Genomic DNA, 15,262 nt, shown 5'->3' with positions numbered 1-15,262 from the left:
GGGGCTGGAGTGCCGGAACTCGTACTGGAATTGAATGGACGGACCTGGACGCTCGACGCGTCCAGGCCTCACACCCTCGGACGTGATCCGCAGGGGGACATCGTGCTCGATGACGCCAGGGTCTCCTGGCGGCACGCCACGATCAGCTGGAACGGCCGTAGTTGGGTCATCGACGACCACGGGAGCACCAACGGCACGTTCGTACAGGGGCAGCGGATCCACCAGTTGGAGATCGGACCCGGCTCGGCCGTGCACCTCGGCAACGCGACCGACGGTCCGCGGCTGAGCGTGGCCGGTGCCGCGGCCCCGGCGGCGCAGCAGCCGTTCGCGGCCCAGGGCGCCGGCCCGGGCTGGGCCCAGCCGCCGACGCCGCAGGCGGCGGAGCCCGCGATGAACGCACAGCAGGCGGGGGGCATTCCACAGCAGCAGGGAACCGGTGGAGGCGCGGGGGCGCCGCCGGTCTACGGCGACCGCAGCCCGACGACGTTCCACCAGTTCTCGCTGGGCCGCGTGATGCGTATCGGCCGTGCGCTGGAGAACGAGCTGGTCGTCTCGGACCTCCAGGTCTCGCGCCACCACGCCGAGTTCCACGCGACGCCGGACGGCCGCTTCGAGATCCGCGATCTCGGCTCGCACAACGGCACGTACGTCAACGGTATGCCGATCGCCAAGGGCGGCTCCGCGCTGCTCGGCCCGCACGACATCGTCGGCGTCGGCCACTCGACGTTCCGCCTGGTCGGCGACCGGCTCGAGGAGTTCGTCGACACCGGTGAGGTCTCCTTCTCGGCCCGCCATCTGACGGTCACCGTCGACGGCGGCAAGCAGATCCTCAAGGACGTCTCCTTCGGCGTGCCCGAGAAGTCGCTCGTCGCGGTCATCGGCCCGTCGGGTTCCGGCAAGTCGACGCTCCTGAAGGCGCTCACGGGCTACCGCCCCGCCAACCAGGGCGACGTCCTCTACGACAACCGGAACCTGTACAAGCAGTTCGCCGAGCTGCGCCAGCGCATCGGTCTGGTCCCGCAGGACGACATCCTGCACAAGGAACTGACCGTCAAGAAGGCCCTCAAGTACGCGGCCAAGCTGCGCTTCCCCGCCGACACCACGGGCGCGGAGCGCGACGCGCGCATAGACGAGGTGCTGCGCGAGCTGAAGCTGGACATCCACAAGGAGAAGAAGGTCACCTCGCTCTCCGGTGGCCAGCGCAAGCGTGTCTCGGTGGCCCTGGAGCTGCTCACCAAGCCGTCGCTGATCTTCCTGGACGAGCCGACCTCCGGTCTCGACCCGGGCATGGACCGTGACGTCATGCAGCTGCTGCGCGGCCTCGCCGACGACGGCCGTACGGTCCTCGTCGTCACCCACTCGGTGGCGGAGCTCGCGATCTGCGACAAGCTCCTCGTGATGGCGCCCGGCGGTGCCGTCGCCTACTTCGGTCCGCCGGAGGAGGCGCTGAACTTCTTCGGCTACGACACCTGGGCCGACGTGTTCTCCGCGTTCGAGAACTACCGCGACTACGACTGGGCGGGCCGCTGGAAGGGCTCGCAGCACTACCAGATGTACGCGGCCGACATCGACGCGGTGGCTCCGCAGTCGACGCAGATGCCTCCGGCGCAGGCGATGAAGCCGCCGAAGCCGCAGGGCTGGGGCTCGCAGCTGATGACGCTGATGCGCCGCTATGTCTCGGTGATCGCGTCGGACAAGGGCTTCCTGGCCCTGACGGTGATCCTGCCCGCGGTGCTGGGCTCGGTCAGCCTGCTCATCGACAACGGCAAGACGCTGCTGGTCAACGCGAAGATACTGCCGTCGGGCGCCCATGTGGCGAACGGCACCGCCACGACCGTGCTGCTGATCCTCGCGGTCGGAGCGTGCTTCGCGGGCGCGGCCAACTCGGTCCGTGAGCTGATCAAGGAACGGGTGATCTACGAGCGGGAGCGGGCGACGGGCCTGTCGCGCTCGGCGTATCTGATGTCCAAGGTGATCGTGCTCGGTGTGATCACCATGCTCCAGGGCGCGCTGGTCGGCGCGATCGGTTTCGGCAGCCGCGAGGTCCCGTCCGAGGGGCTGATCCTCAAGAGCCTGCCCAAGGTCGAGCTCACGCTGCCGATCATGGCTCTGGGCTTCGTGTCGATGATGTTCGGCCTGATCATCTCGTCGCTGGTGAAGACGGCCGAGAAGACCATGCCGCTGCTGGTCATGTTCGCGATCGTCCAGGTGGTCTTCACGGGCTGCCTGTTCATCCTGAACGGCACGGTGGGCGTCAACCAGTTCTCGTACCTGATGCCGGCCCGGTGGGCGGTGGCCGCGTCCGGGGCCACGCTGGACCTGAACAACATCTTCCCGAACCAGGACGATCCGACGAGCACGGACCCGCTGTGGAACCACACGGCCGGGGCCTGGACCCTCGACATGATCGCGCTGGTCGTCCTCGGTGTGGTCTGCGGCTTCTTCGTGGCCCGCTTCCTGCGCCGCCACGAGCCCGAGGTCATGCGCAAGTAGACGCCCGGGAACGACGCGAGGGCGGCACCCCCGACCGGGGTGCCGCCCTTCGGCGTCTGTGTGGGAACTCCGCGCTGAGTCCTCAGTACGCGCTGTTCACGTTGTCCATGGAACCGTACTTGTCGGCCGCGTAGTTGGCGGCGGCGGTGATGTTGGCGACCGGGTTGTAGATGTCCCACGAGGTGCCGGCCACGTGGTACGCCTTGAACGTCGGCGGGATGACCTGGAGCAGGCCCTTCGAGGGGATGCCGTTGATGGCGTTGATGTCCCAGTCGTTGATGGCCATCGGGTTGCCCGAGGACTCACGCATGATGTTCTTGTGCAGTCCGTTGTAGGTGCCCGGGATGCCGTGCGCCTTCATGATGTCGAGGGACTGGCGGATCCAGCCGTCGAGGTTGTTGGCGTACGTCTTCGCGGCGACGGTCTGCATCGTGATGCGCTGCGTGGAGCGGCTCGCGGCGGCGGCCTTCGCGTGGGACGCGGCCGCCTTCTTCTTCGCGGCGGCCTTGACGGCGGCGGCGTGCGCCGCGGCCTTCTTCTTGGCGGCCGCCGTCGCGGCGGCCTTCTTCTTCGCCGCGGTCGCGGAGTCCGCGGCCGCCTTGTGCTTGGCGGCTATGGACTCCGCCTTCAGCTGGGCACCGGTCGTACCGGCGACGCCGGCCTCGACGCCCTTGATCTGCTGGCCGCTGTAGGCGACCGGCGCCGCGGGGGCGGCGGCGTCGGTGGTGGTGTGCGAGCCGGAGGGCGCCAGGGAGAACGCGAGGGTGGCGGCACCGAGGGTGGCGACACCGGCCACCGAGTACTTGTGGAGCTTGGTGAGCTTCGTACTGGGACGACGAGCAGCAATGTTCTTAAGCATGACTGAAGACCTCTTCGAATAGCGCGGAGGTCGCTCTTCGTCCCGGTCGGGGACTGTGTTTCCGGAACAAACGCCCCGGGGGAGAACCCGAGGCGCTGAGCGACATGAGCAATTCTTAGCGGTCGCAAAATGCCCTGGCAAAGGTGTGACCTACGAAGCCAGGTAGTGGACGCAGAAGGTGCAAATCGGGGCAGACTGGCATGTCTTCCCTGGTCACCTTGTCCCTTTTATCTCCTATGCACCTTCGTACGTGACCTGGACCCTATGCGAGGGCTCACAGGGGTCCTCGATCATTCTGACGCGGAGTTGCTGGAGCAATGCTCTGTGTGAGGCCCGTTTCCGGGGAGGATGAGGTGCACGTCGCCGAACTCGTGCCAGAGATAGCGCCTGCGCAAGGCCTCGGCGTAGCCCCGGTCGATCGCCGCTCCGCCCGCGATCGCCTCCAGCATCAGCAGATGCGAGGCCTCCGGCTCGTGCAGCCCGGTCAGCAGCCCGTCGACCGCCCGCACCCCGCGCTCCGGAGTCACCACCAGACCGGTCCACCCTTTCGCCGCCCGGACCAGCCCGTCCTCACCGGTCGCTGACTCCACGGCCCGCACCGCCGTCGTACCGACCGCGACGATCCGGCCTCCGCCGGCCCGCGCCGCGTTGATCAGCCGGGCCGACACCGCCGAAACCTCGTACCGCTCCGGGTACGGCGGCTCGTGCGCCTCCGCCGACGCGACCCCCGTGTGCAGGGTGACCGGCGCGAACTGCACCCCCCGGCTCACCAGCTCCGCCACCAGGCGCGCGGTGAAGGGACGCGCCGCGCTCGGCATCTCCGCGCTCCCCGCCCCGTCGTCCGACGGCAGCGCGAACACCGTCTGGTACACCGACAGCGGCTGGTCCCGCTCCGTGTAGGAGTAGCGGATGGGCCGCCCGTGCCGTCGCAGCAGCCCCAGCACGTCCGTGTCCGCGACGCGCCCCCACCACAGCCGCGACCCCCGCGCGGCCAGCGGCTCCTCCAGGACCAGACGCCCGTCCCCGGGCAGGCGCACCTCTGTCCCCGCGGGCCCACCCGCCCGCGCGCGCGTGGTTCCACGTCCGTCGGGATCCCGCAGCTCGACCGCCCACCGGCCGTCGTCACCGCGCGTGGAGAAGTGCACGACCACACGCGCGGGCCCGATCCGCCCGTCCACGGCCGCCGCCAGCGTGGCCGAGGTGTTGACCACCAGCAGATCCCCGGCCCGCAGCAGCCGCGGCAGCTCCACGAACGCGTGATGCGACACCTCGACACCGCGCGACACCAGCAGCCGTACGGAGTCCCGGTCGCGCCCGGGACCGCGCTGCTCCGTCGGAACCCGCGCCGACAACTCCTCCGGAACGCTTCCCCGGTCCCGGCCGCGCCCCTCCCGGGCAATCCCCGTCGCCGTCGTCACCGCTCCTCCAGCAGGTCCGAGGCCGCGTAGCGCCCACTGGCCGGCCGTTCGTCGAGCAGACGGAGGAAGGCCGGAACCACCCGGTCGGGGGCCGGCCGCGGCCCGTCGTCGTCCGGCACCGCCGCCGTGTAGAGGTCGGTGCCCATGTCCCCCGGGTCCATCGCCCACACCCGCAGCCCGGGCTCCTCCTCACCCAGCACCGCCGAGAGCTGGTCGAGCGCCGCCTTCGAGGCCCCGTAGCCGCCCCAGGTCTCGTACGCCTCGGCCGCGGCGTCCGAACTGACACAGACGACCGCGCCCGCCACCGCCGCCCGCAGCGGCGGCAGCGCCTCCTGCACCAGACCCAGCGCGGCGACCACATTGACCTCGAGAGCCCGCCGCAGCCCCTCCAGGTCCAGCTCCTCCAGACGCACCAGCGGCTCCGCGCCCAGCGCGCTCGCGTTGTTCACGAGCAGGTCGACACCGCCCAGCTTCCGGGCCGCCGCCACCAGCTCCGCACGGTGACCGGCGTCCGTCACATCCCCGGGCAGGGCCTCCACCCGCGTCCCGTACGCGGCGAGCGCCCGCGCGGTCTCCTCCAGCACCCCCGCCGTCCTCGCGTCGAGCACCAGATCCCAGCCGCGCCCGGCCAGCGCCGCGCCGAGCACCCTCCCCAGACCCTTCGAAGCTCCCGTGATGATCGCTACCGGCATGACAACCGTCCCCTCGCTCGGACCGCCTTCCCGGCGGCTGCCCTCACCGTAGGAACGGGCCCCGCCCGGGCGCCTCGTACGCGGGCCGCAATGATCAGGGGCCCTTCGTCCTAGGCCCAATGGCCCGGCCCGCGCGTCCACAGGGCCGATACGCGCTGTCACCGCCCGCCGGTAGTTTGGGGGCATGAGTCACGGACCCCGGTCGGGCCTGTACGCGGTGAGCTCCGCGCTGCTGGCCATGAGCAGGCATCTCGAAGTGCGCGACGTCCTCAAGACGATCGTCGCCTCGGCCCGCGAACTGCTCGACGCGCAGTACGCGGCCCTCGGGGTGCCCGACGACCACGGAGGCTTCGCCCAGTTCGTCGTGGACGGGGTCAGCGACGCGCAGTGGAAGGCCATCGGACCGCTCCCGCGCCAGCACGGCATCCTCGCCGCGATGCTGCGCGAGGCCCGCCCCGAGCGCCTGGCCGACGTGCGCAAGGACCCCCGCTTCGAGGGCTGGCCCGCGGCCCACCCGGACATGTCCGACTTCCTCGGCCTGCCCATCCGCGACGGCGACGAGATCATCGGCGCGCTCTTCCTCGCGAACAAGATGCGGCCCGAGGGCGAACCGCCGTGCCCCGGGCCGGACGGCCGCTGCGGCTTCACCGAGGACGACGAGGAACTCCTCACCATCCTCGCCCAGCACGCGGCGATCGCCCTGACCAACGCCCGGCTCTACGAACGCAGCCGCGAACTCACCATCGCCGAGGAGCGCTCCCGGCTCGCGCACGAACTGCACGACGCCGTCAGCCAGAAGCTGTTCTCCCTGCGTCTGACCGCGCAGGCCGCCGCCGCCCTGGTCGACCGCGACCCCTCCCGTGCCAAGGGCGAACTCCAGCACGTGGCCGCTCTCGCCGCAGAGGCCGCCGAGGAACTGCGCGCCGCCGTCGTCGAGTTGCGCCCCGCCGCTCTCGACGAGGACGGTCTCGTCGCCACCCTGCGCACCCAGATCCAGGTCCTCGACCGCGCCCACTCCGCGCGCGTGACCTTCTGCGGCCACGGTGTACGGGCACTGCCCGCCTCCCAGGAGGAGGCCGTGCTGCGGGTCTCCCAGGAGGCCCTGCACAACGCGCTGCGGCACTCCGGCGCCACCCGGGTCGACGTCACCCTGGAGCGGCGCGGCCCCGGTGCCGTCCTGTGCGTCCGCGACGACGGCAGCGGCTTCGACCCCACCGCGATACGCAGCGCCGGCCGCCATCTCGGCCTGGTGTCGATGCGGGACCGGGCGAGCGGGGTCGGCGGCACACTCACCGTGGAATCGGCGCCCGGGAAGGGCACCGTGATCGAGATGGAGGTCCCTGGTGGCTGACGCAATCAAGGTGCTGCTCGTCGACGACCACCAGGTCGTCCGCCGGGGACTGCGCACCTTCCTCGAAGTACAGGACGACATCGAGGTCGTGGGGGAGGCGTCCGACGGGTCGGAGGGCGTCACCCGCGCCGAGGAGCTGAGACCCGACGTCGTCCTCATGGACGTCAAGATGCCGGGAATGGACGGCGTGGACGCGCTGCGCAAGCTCCGCGAACTCGCCAACCCCGCGCGCGTGCTGATCGTCACCAGCTTCACCGAGCAGCGCACGGTGGTACCGGCGCTGCGCGCGGGCGCCGCCGGGTACGTGTACAAGGACGTGGACCCCGACGCGCTGGCCGGGGCCATCCGCTCCGTCCACGCGGGGCATGTCGTCCTGCAACAGGAGGTCGCCAACGCCCTGTTGTCGCAGGAGGAGGTCAACTCGGGCCAGGGCAGAGGTGTCTCGCTCACCGAGCGGGAACGGGAGGTGCTCGGCCTGATCGCGGACGGCCGGTCCAACCGGGAGATCGCCCGCGCCCTCGTCCTATCCGAGAAGACGGTGAAGACCCACGTCTCGAACATCCTGATGAAACTCGACCTCGCCGACCGCACCCAGGCCGCCCTGTGGGCCGTACGGCACGGGATCGCGGACTGACCGTCAACTCGGAAGGTCCCGCTCCGGGATGAGATTCATACCGTCGTGTGTATGTCACCCGGATGGCGCATCCTCCGTGGGGCCCGGCCGTTCTCCAGTGCGCCGCGGTGATCCGCCGCGGTGTTCACCAGGAGGGGTTTCGCAAGTGAAGAACCTGAAGAAGTTCACGGCCGTCGCGATGGTGGCGGGCGGTCTCGTCGCCGCCGGTGCGGGGATGGCCTCGGCGGCGGACGGCGCTTCGGCCGCCGGCAAGGCCGTGGGTTCCCCGGGCGTCGTCTCCGGCAACCTCGTCCAGGCCCCGGTCGACGTCCCGGTGAACCTCGTGGGGAACAGCGTGAACGTCATCGGCGCCCTGAACCCGGCCTTCGGCAACCTCGGCCTCAACCACTGAGGTTCCCCGCCCCGGCGGTCACGACCACCGGCCTTCCAGGGAGTCCCCTGGAGGGCCGGTCGGCTTGTCGGCTCATCCGTGGACTGAACCGGACGGGGCATTCCGTACCGCCTGCCCGTGCCGTCCCCGGCTCCGGGGCGTTGCTCAGCGTACGACCCGCGGCAGGGTCGGATCCGTACACGCAGGAGGAACGCTTCCCATGAACATCGCCAAGAAGGCCGCCCTGGCCGTCACCGTCGCCGGTATCGCCGCGGGCGCTGGTGCCGGTGCCGCTGTCGCCGACGCGGGTGCCGAGGGCGCCGCCGCGCACTCGCCGGGCGTCGTCTCGGGCAACGTCGCCCAGCTCCCCATCCACATCCCCGTCAACGTGGTGGGCAACTCCGTCAACGTCGTCGGCCTCCTGAACCCGGCGTTCGGCAACGCGGGCGTCAACGGCTGAGCCGGTCACCCCAAGGGGCCCCGCAAAACGGAAACGTTTCGCGGGGCCCTTCCGCATGCCCCCGCAGTCCGCAGACTCCAGGCCCCCGAAACCGACGCCGACCCCGCCAAAGCCTTCTTTCGCCCCCTCCGCCCCTACCCAACCCGCACCTGGGGCTCCGCCCCAGCCCCCGCTCCTCAAACGCCGGAGGGGCTGAAAATCACGCACTTGAGGGGCTGAGACTTTCCCCGGCCGGGGCTGACTTTGTCCTGGGCTGCTGCCGCCACCAGGACGGACCCGCAGCCGGAATGGGACGCGAGGGGCCGTGCCGGTACATCGATGCCCGTCGCCACCGACGGTCACTCCTCATCCAACGGCGACGGGCTGATGCACCGGCACGGCCCCGACCCCCCACCGGACCGAAGCCGAACCCGGAGCGGAGCTCAGCGCACGCCCCGCTCCCGCTCCTCCACGAACGCGTTGTACGCCGCCACCTGCGCCCGCCGAGCGGTCCGCTCCACCGGACGCAGCGCCTCGGCCCGAGCGGCCATCTCCGACGCGCTCACCGCACCACCGTGCCCACTCTCGTACGCCACCGAGATCAGCATCCCGACCCGCTGCGCCAGCTCCAGCACCCGCACCGCACGCGGCGGATACCCCGGAGCCAGCACCTCCCGCCCCCGCTCCGCCCGAGCCCGGTACGCCTCGATCGCCGCCGCCGCGACCGGCCCCGACCCGGCCACGTCCAGCCGCGACAGCACCTCCGTCGCCTCGCGGAGCGCCTCCGCCAGCTCCCGCTCCGCCTCCCCGAGCGAGGGCACGTCGGCGGGCGGCGCCTCGCGCACGGCGAGGCAGTGCCAGACCACCTCGACATGCACGTCACCGGCGGGCCCGGCCTCGTAGACCTCGGGCACGAGCCCGAGCGCGGAGCCGTGGCACACCACGGCCTCCTCGGCGTCGAGGGCGCGCGCGTTGAACTCGGGCGGCCCGCTGAGGCCGAGCGGATGCCCCGGCGCGGGCAGCGCGATCCGCAGTCCGGTCACCCCGAGTCTGCGCAGCCGGCCGAGGGCGAGCGTGAGCCCGACGGGCCCCGACTCGCCGGGCAGCCCCTCGACCCGGTGCACCGCGTCGTCCCCGACGATGGCGAGGACGGCGTCGTCCGGAGAAACAAGTCCGGCCAATAGGGCATTTCCCCAAGCGGCCAGCTGTCCTGAGCGTGGTTCCGAGAGCATGGTCCCACCCTAAGGACCGGCCGATGGGTCGGTGCGGCCGACCGGTGGCGTAGGTTTTCCCTGGGGGCTTCGTCCACAGACGTAAGCGACGGCCGAGATGCAATGGGAGACAACGCGCTCATGAGCGATGTACTGGAACTGGTGGACGTATCCGTGGTCCGCGAGGGCCGGGCTCTGGTGGACCAGGTCTCCTGGTCGGTCAAGGAGGGGGAGCGCTGGGTCATCCTCGGCCCCAACGGCGCCGGGAAGACAACCCTCCTGAACGTCGCCTCCAGCTACCTCTTCCCCAGTACGGGCACGGCCTCCATCCTCGGTGAGACCCTCGGCCAGGTCGACGTCTTCGAGCTCCGCCCGCGCATCGGCATCGCCGGTATCGCCATGGCCGAGAAGCTCCCCAAGCGCCAGACGGTCCTCCAGACGGTCCTCACCGCCGCGTACGGCATGACCGCCGGCTGGCACGAGGACTACGAGGACATCGACGAGCAGCGCGCCCGCGCCTTCCTCGACCGCCTCGGCATGAGCGACTACCTGGACCGCAGGTTCGGCACCCTCTCCGAGGGCGAGCGCAAGCGCACCCTGATCGCCCGCGCCCTGATGACCGACCCCGAACTGCTGCTCCTCGACGAGCCCGCGGCCGGCCTGGACCTCGGCGGCCGCGAGGACCTCGTACGCCGCCTCGGCCGCCTCGCCCGCGACCCGATCGCGCCCTCCATGATCATGGTCACGCACCACGTCGAGGAGATCGCCCCGGGCTTCACCCACGTCCTGATGATCCGTCAGGGCAAGGTTCTCGCCGCCGGTCCGCTGGAGCTCGAACTCACCTCGCGCAACCTCTCGCTCTGCTTCGGTCTCCCCCTCGTCGTCGAGCAGGTCGGCGAGCGCTGGACCGCACAGGGCCTCCCGATGGCCTGAAACCGCTACGACACGCGGACGCACCCCCGTCACCAGGCGTACCCGACTTGATCGCGCGCTCTGTCCGCCGGGGGAGCGCGGTCCTACCATGACCACGTGAACGACATCGACGCATGGGTGTGGTGGCTGATCGCGGCGGCCGGACTCGGCATCCCGCTCGTGGTGACCGCGATGCCGGAGTTCGGCATGCTCTCCGTGGGCGCCGTCGCCGCGGCGGTCGCGGCGGGGCTCGGCGCCGGTGTCGTCGTCGAGGTGCTCGTCTTCGTCGTCGTGTCCGTCGCGCTCATCGCCGTCGTGCGGCCCATCGCCGCCCGGCACCGCAACCAGCGCCCCGAACTCGCCACCGGGATCGAGGCGTTGAAGGGCAGACAGGCACTCGTCCTGGAACGCGTGGACGGTTCGGGCGCCGGCCGCATCAAGCTCGGCGGAGAGATCTGGTCCGCGCGCGCCCTCGACGGCGCACAGGCCTACGAAGTGGGCCAGGAAGTCGATGTCGTGGACATCGACGGCGCCACGGCGATCGTCATGTGACCTCGTACAACGCAAGTGAACCGAACGCCCCACGTGGCAGACGACGTTCTGTCAGACTCGACCAGCAAGATCTTCAACACCCATAAGATCTTTCGGAATTGCCGAGTGGAGAAGGGTACGGGGAGCATCGATGGAACCGATCATCATCGTCCTGATCATTCTGGTGGTGCTGGTCTTCATCGCCCTGATCAAGACCATCCAGGTCATCCCGCAGGCCAGCGCCGCCATCGTCGAGCGCTTCGGCCGCTACACGCGGACGCTGAACGCCGGCCTCAACATCGTCGTCCCGTTCATAGACTCGATCCGCAACCGCATCGACCTGCGTGAACAGGTCGTGCCGTTCCCGCCGCAGCCGGTGATCACCCAGGACAACCTGGTCGTCAACATCGACACGGTCATCTACTACCAGGTCACCGACGCGCGAGCCGCGACGTACGAGGTCGCCAGCTACATCCAGGCGATCGAGCAGCTCACCGTCACCACGCTGCGCAACATCATCGGCGGCATGGACCTGGAGCGGACCCTGACCTCGCGCGAGGAGATCAACGCGGCCCTGCGCGGAGTCCTCGACGAGGCCACCGGCAAGTGGGGCATCCGCGTCAACCGCGTCGAGCTGAAGGCGATCGAACCGCCCACCTCCATCCAGGACTCGATGGAGAAGCAGATGCGCGCCGACCGCGACAAGCGCGCCGCGATCCTCACCGCGGAGGGCATCCGGCAGTCCCAGATCCTCACCGCGGAGGGCGAGAAGCAGTCCGCGATCCTGCGCGCCGAGGGTGAGGCCAAGGCCGCGGCCCTGCGCGCCGAGGGCGAGGCCCAGGCCGTCCGCACGGTCTTCGAGGCCATCCACGCCGGAGACCCGGACCAGAAGCTCCTCTCCTACCAGTACCTCCAGATGCTCCCGAAGATCGCCGAGGGCGACGCCAACAAGCTCTGGATCGTGCCGAGCGAGATCGGCGACGCCCTCAAGGGCCTCAGCGGGGCCATGGGCAACTTCGGCGGCCTGGGCGGAGGTTCGGGCAACGGAGGCTCCTCGGGAGGCTCGGGCGGCGGCTCGGAGCGCCGCGAGAAGCCGTCCATCACGGACTGACGGCCGCGACGGTACGACGATGGGGCCCACCTCCCACGGGAAGGGGCCCATCGTCCTGTCGTACGGGCTACGCGGCCGGCTGGGCCAGCCACTCCGGTAGCGCGTCGAAGTCGTCCTGACCCAGCGCCAGCAGCATGGCGTCCGCGGGCGTCGGCTCGAACGGCTGCCGCAGCAGGGGCATCTGGGCCTGCTCCGGAGTACGGTCGGCCTTGCGGTGATTGTCCTCGGCGCAGGACGCCACGGTGTTCAGCCAGGAGTCCTGGCCGCCCTGTGCCCGCGGCACGACGTGGTCCACGGTCGTGGCCCGGCGTCCGCAGTACGCGCACCGGTGCCGGTCGCGTACGAGCACGCCCCGCCTCGACCACGGCGCTTGTCTTCGGAACGGCACCCGGACATACCGGCAGAGCCTGATCACCCGCGGCACGGGTATGTCCAGCGCGGCACCGCGCATGCGCAGTTCGGGGTGGGCCTGCTCGACGACGGCCTTGTCCGTCAGCACCAGAACGACGGCTCGGTTCAACGTCACCGTCGACAATGGCTCGAAACTCGCGTTCAGTACCAGCGTCTCCCGCATCCAGCCCACCTCCTCTTGCGCACCGGCCCCCCTGCGGCGGGCTGGGATCAACTCTGGCCGGGCACGCCGAGATGGACAACGCAATAAAAAATGCCCGCCCCTGATCACTTCCATGACCAGAGGCGGGCAAACGTTCGGCGAACGTCAGTCTGCGGCGGGATGGGCGTACTCGCCGATCAACTGGGCGCGCGCCAGCGTGTGGAACCGCAGATTGAAGCCCACCACGGCGGGAGACACCTCCGCGTCGGGACCGAGCTTCTCCTGATCCACCGCGTACACGGTGAAGACGTACCGGTGCGCCGGATCCCCCGCCGGCGGCGCGGCGCCGCCGAAGTCCCGGGAGCCGTAGTCGTTGCGCACCTGGACCGCGCCCTCGGGCAGACCCTCGAACTTGCCGGTGCCCGCGCCCGCGGGCAGCTCCGTCACCGAGACCGGGACGTCGAACAGCACCCAGTGCCAGAAGCCGCTCCCCGTCGGTGCGTCCGGGTCGAAGCACGTCACGGCGAAGCTCTTGGTCTCCGGCGGAAACCCTTCCCAGCTCAGCTGCGGCGAGGTGTTCCCGGCCGCGTGGACCTGCTCGTCCTTCAGCACGGCGCCCGGCGCGACATCCTCACTGGTGAGGGTGAACGCCGGCACCGGCGGATGGAAGTCGTGCGGAAGCGGCGGCCTCTTGGGCTCGGTCACGTCAGTACCTCCTGAACGGCGGGGTCTCTGATCCGAGCCTAGAACCAGCTGCGCTTGCTGCCGACCTCCGACAGCCAGTGGTTCAGGTATCCGGCCCAGTCGGTGCCGTGGAAGTCGTGCAGACCCACCTCGAAGGAGCGGTAGGAGTCGCTGCCCTCGCTGAAGATGCCCGGCTTCTTGTCCATCTCCAGGACGACGTCCATCGCGCGGTCGTCCGCGACGAAGCTCAGCTCCACCTGGTTCAGACCGCGGTACTGCGACGGCGGGTAGAACTCGATCTCCTGGTAGAAGGGAAGCCGCTGACGGGTGTTGCGGATGTGCCCCTTCTCCATGTCCGCGTTCTTGAAGCGGAAGCCCAGCTGGATGAAGGCGTCGAGAATCGCCTTCTGCGCCGGCAGCGGGTGCACGTTGACCGGGTCGAGGTCGCCCGGGTCGATGGCACGGGCGATCTGGAGCTCGGTGGTGACACCGATGTTCATCCCGCGCAGGCTCTGCCCGTCGATCATCGTGATGGGCGTCTCCCACGGAACCTCAAGACCGAACGGGACCGTGTGCACGGCACCCGCCTGGAGGTCGAAGGCCCCGCCGAGCCGCAGCTTGGTGAACTCGATGTTCTGCTTGTACTCCTGGTCGTCGTGGCCCTCGACCTCGACCTTGGCCTGAAGGCCGACCGACAGGCCCTCGATCGCCTGGTCGACCGAGCCACCCTGGATCCGCACCTCACCCTGGACGACGCCGCCCGGAACGGTGTTGGCCTCCGTCAGCACCGTCTCGACCGAAGCCCCACCGGCCCCCAGGCTCGCAAGCAGCCGCTTGAACCCCATGTCGTCACTTCCTCCCCAGGCGATGCCTGTTCGTCCTCTGGCTGTATGGATCCCTTGATCCCTACAAACGCGATCCGGCCCCGACCGGTTCCGCGCCCTCACCCTTGCAAGAGAGAGGACCCCTGACCACCCCGTCGGCGGGCATCCGTCCGAACGGCTCCGGACTCCGCCGCGCGGGCGACAGGGAGGGACTACGCTCGTACGCCATGATCGCGGCCCCTGACCGTACGCCCCTGACCCGGGACTTCTTCGACCGCCCTGTCCTGGAGGTCGCCCCCGACCTGCTGGGACGCGTCCTCGTGCGCCTCACCCCGGACGGTCCGATCGAGTTGCGTCTCACGGAGGTCGAGGCCTACGATGGTCCGAACGACCCGGGCTCGCACGCGTACCGCGGCCGCACCGCCCGCAACGGCGTGATGTTCGGCCCGCCGGGTCATGTGTACGTCTACTTCACCTATGGCATGTGGTTCTGCATGAACCTGGTGTGCGGACCCGAGGGCAGGCCCAGTGGAGTGCTGCTCCGGGCCGGCGAGGTCACCGAGGGTGCGGATCTCGCCCGCAAACGTCGACTCTCGGCCCGATACGACAAGGAACTGGCCAAAGGCCCGGCGCGCCTCGCGACGGCCCTGGGGGTGGACCGGTCACTCGACGGAGCGGACGCCTGTGGACCCGAGGGCTCGCCCCTCACTCTCCTGAGGGGTACCCCCGTGCCCTCCGACCAGGTACGCAACGGTCCCCGCACCGGGGTCTCCGGCGACGGAGGCGTCCACCCCTGGCGTTTCTGGGTCGACGGCGATCCGACCGTGAGTCCTTATAGACCCCACGCGCCCCGCCGCCGTTCAACTTGACGCGCCTCTGGCGGATCCGTAATGTAGCCCGAGCCGCTTGAACCGGTTACGGCGTTCAGCCAGCAGCCGAGAGCGGCCAACCCACTACCTACGACTTCCCCGCAGCGGGGGTCTATTCGGCGTGTCCGCACGTTCGAATGCGAACCCGTGGAACTCGATTATGAGTCGCCGAGGGAATCGGCTAGCGTAGTGAATGTCGAAAGGCCCGAAACGCGAAAGCGCCGAAAGGCCGGAAGGCAAACCCCGCTGACTGGGAGTCAGGCCCGAAAGGATCTGATAGAGTCGGACCCGCCGGAAAGGAAAACGCGAAA

Annotated in this window: 16 protein-coding genes; 9 read left to right on the top strand and 7 right to left on the bottom strand. The window is 70.0% G+C overall.

Annotation, left to right across the window (positions count from 1 at the left end; all coding sequences use genetic code 11):
* The first annotated feature begins 9 nt into the window (after window positions 1–9).
* On the top strand, window positions 10–2,493 hold the full coding sequence (locus tag WJM95_RS06435; RefSeq protein ID WP_339128516.1) for an FHA domain-containing protein: 2,484 nt from the start codon (window positions 10–12) through the stop codon (window positions 2,491–2,493).
* 82 nt (window positions 2,494–2,575) lie between these two features.
* Here the strand turns inward: WJM95_RS06435 and WJM95_RS06430 are convergent, their stop codons facing one another.
* The 3 genes from WJM95_RS06430 to WJM95_RS06420 form a co-directional block, all read right to left on the bottom strand.
* Complete coding sequence (locus WJM95_RS06430; RefSeq protein ID WP_339128514.1) at window positions 2,576–3,352, bottom strand: transglycosylase SLT domain-containing protein; 777 nt, start codon at window positions 3,350–3,352, stop codon at window positions 2,576–2,578.
* A 290-nt stretch (window positions 3,353–3,642) separates the two neighbouring features.
* Window positions 3,643–4,770, bottom strand: coding sequence for an S-adenosylmethionine:tRNA ribosyltransferase-isomerase (locus tag WJM95_RS06425; protein ID WP_339128513.1), 1,128 nt, complete (start codon window positions 4,768–4,770; stop codon window positions 3,643–3,645).
* A complete protein-coding gene (locus tag WJM95_RS06420; protein ID WP_339128512.1) occupies window positions 4,767–5,462 on the bottom strand; it encodes an SDR family NAD(P)-dependent oxidoreductase in 696 nt (231 codons plus the stop codon). The genes WJM95_RS06425 and WJM95_RS06420 overlap by 4 nt, the downstream gene beginning before the upstream one ends.
* Window positions 5,463–5,646: 184 nt before the next feature.
* On the opposite strand from WJM95_RS06420, the gene WJM95_RS06415 reads away from it, so the two are divergent.
* The 4 genes from WJM95_RS06415 to WJM95_RS06400 all read left to right on the top strand — a co-directional run bounded on the left by WJM95_RS06415 (window position 5,647) and on the right by WJM95_RS06400 (window position 8,277).
* Complete coding sequence (locus WJM95_RS06415) at window positions 5,647–6,813, top strand: GAF domain-containing sensor histidine kinase (RefSeq protein WP_339128511.1); 1,167 nt, start codon at window positions 5,647–5,649, stop codon at window positions 6,811–6,813.
* Complete coding sequence (locus WJM95_RS06410) at window positions 6,806–7,447, top strand: response regulator transcription factor (RefSeq protein WP_339128510.1); 642 nt, start codon at window positions 6,806–6,808, stop codon at window positions 7,445–7,447. Before WJM95_RS06415 ends, WJM95_RS06410 begins: the two co-directional genes overlap by 8 nt.
* Before the next feature lie 145 nt (window positions 7,448–7,592).
* On the top strand, window positions 7,593–7,838 hold the full coding sequence (locus WJM95_RS06405; protein WP_339128509.1) for a chaplin: 246 nt from the start codon (window positions 7,593–7,595) through the stop codon (window positions 7,836–7,838).
* A 199-nt stretch (window positions 7,839–8,037) separates the two neighbouring features.
* Window positions 8,038–8,277 (top strand): chaplin, encoded by a 240-nt coding sequence (locus tag WJM95_RS06400; RefSeq protein WP_339128507.1) that lies wholly within the window; start codon window positions 8,038–8,040, stop codon window positions 8,275–8,277.
* A 422-nt stretch (window positions 8,278–8,699) separates the two neighbouring features.
* On the opposite strand, the gene WJM95_RS06395 is transcribed toward WJM95_RS06400, so the two are convergent.
* The gene (locus tag WJM95_RS06395) at window positions 8,700–9,488 is read right to left on the bottom strand and encodes a hypothetical protein (protein ID WP_339128506.1); all 789 of its coding nucleotides are present in this window, start codon (window positions 9,486–9,488) and stop codon (window positions 8,700–8,702) included.
* Window positions 9,489–9,608: 120 nt separating this feature from the next.
* Between WJM95_RS06395 and WJM95_RS06390 the strand changes: the two genes are divergently transcribed.
* The 3 genes from WJM95_RS06390 to WJM95_RS06380 all read left to right on the top strand — a co-directional run bounded on the left by WJM95_RS06390 (window position 9,609) and on the right by WJM95_RS06380 (window position 12,021).
* Window positions 9,609–10,400: an ABC transporter ATP-binding protein gene (locus WJM95_RS06390; protein ID WP_339128505.1), complete on the top strand. Its 792-nt coding sequence runs from the start codon at window positions 9,609–9,611 to the stop codon at window positions 10,398–10,400.
* Between the two features lie 96 nt (window positions 10,401–10,496).
* Window positions 10,497–10,931, top strand: a complete 435-nt coding sequence (locus WJM95_RS06385; RefSeq protein WP_339128504.1) for an NfeD family protein — start codon at window positions 10,497–10,499, stop codon at window positions 10,929–10,931.
* A gap of 130 nt (window positions 10,932–11,061) precedes the next feature.
* The gene (locus tag WJM95_RS06380) at window positions 11,062–12,021 is read left to right on the top strand and encodes an SPFH domain-containing protein (protein WP_339128503.1); all 960 of its coding nucleotides are present in this window, start codon (window positions 11,062–11,064) and stop codon (window positions 12,019–12,021) included.
* A 67-nt stretch (window positions 12,022–12,088) separates the two neighbouring features.
* Here the strand turns inward: WJM95_RS06380 and WJM95_RS06375 are convergent, their stop codons facing one another.
* From WJM95_RS06375 to WJM95_RS06365, 3 genes are all read right to left on the bottom strand, one after another.
* Window positions 12,089–12,595, bottom strand: coding sequence for an HNH endonuclease (locus tag WJM95_RS06375; protein WP_339128501.1), 507 nt, complete (start codon window positions 12,593–12,595; stop codon window positions 12,089–12,091).
* Window positions 12,596–12,739: 144 nt separating this feature from the next.
* Complete coding sequence (locus tag WJM95_RS06370; protein WP_339128500.1) at window positions 12,740–13,279, bottom strand: YbhB/YbcL family Raf kinase inhibitor-like protein; 540 nt, start codon at window positions 13,277–13,279, stop codon at window positions 12,740–12,742.
* A gap of 38 nt (window positions 13,280–13,317) precedes the next feature.
* Window positions 13,318–14,103: a sporulation protein gene (locus WJM95_RS06365; RefSeq protein ID WP_339128499.1), complete on the bottom strand. Its 786-nt coding sequence runs from the start codon at window positions 14,101–14,103 to the stop codon at window positions 13,318–13,320.
* A 206-nt stretch (window positions 14,104–14,309) separates the two neighbouring features.
* Here WJM95_RS06365 and WJM95_RS06360 point away from each other — a divergent pair, with 206 nt between their 5' ends.
* Window positions 14,310–14,951, top strand: coding sequence for a DNA-3-methyladenine glycosylase (locus tag WJM95_RS06360; protein ID WP_339128498.1), 642 nt, complete (start codon window positions 14,310–14,312; stop codon window positions 14,949–14,951).
* The last annotated feature ends 311 nt before the right edge of the window (window positions 14,952–15,262 follow it).

It is taken from the genome of Streptomyces sp. f51, assembly GCF_037940415.1.
In the GTDB taxonomy this organism is placed as follows: domain Bacteria; phylum Actinomycetota; class Actinomycetes; order Streptomycetales; family Streptomycetaceae; genus Streptomyces.
Note: the sequence above shows the minus strand (reverse complement) of the source record. Positions and strands in the feature narration are given on the sequence as shown.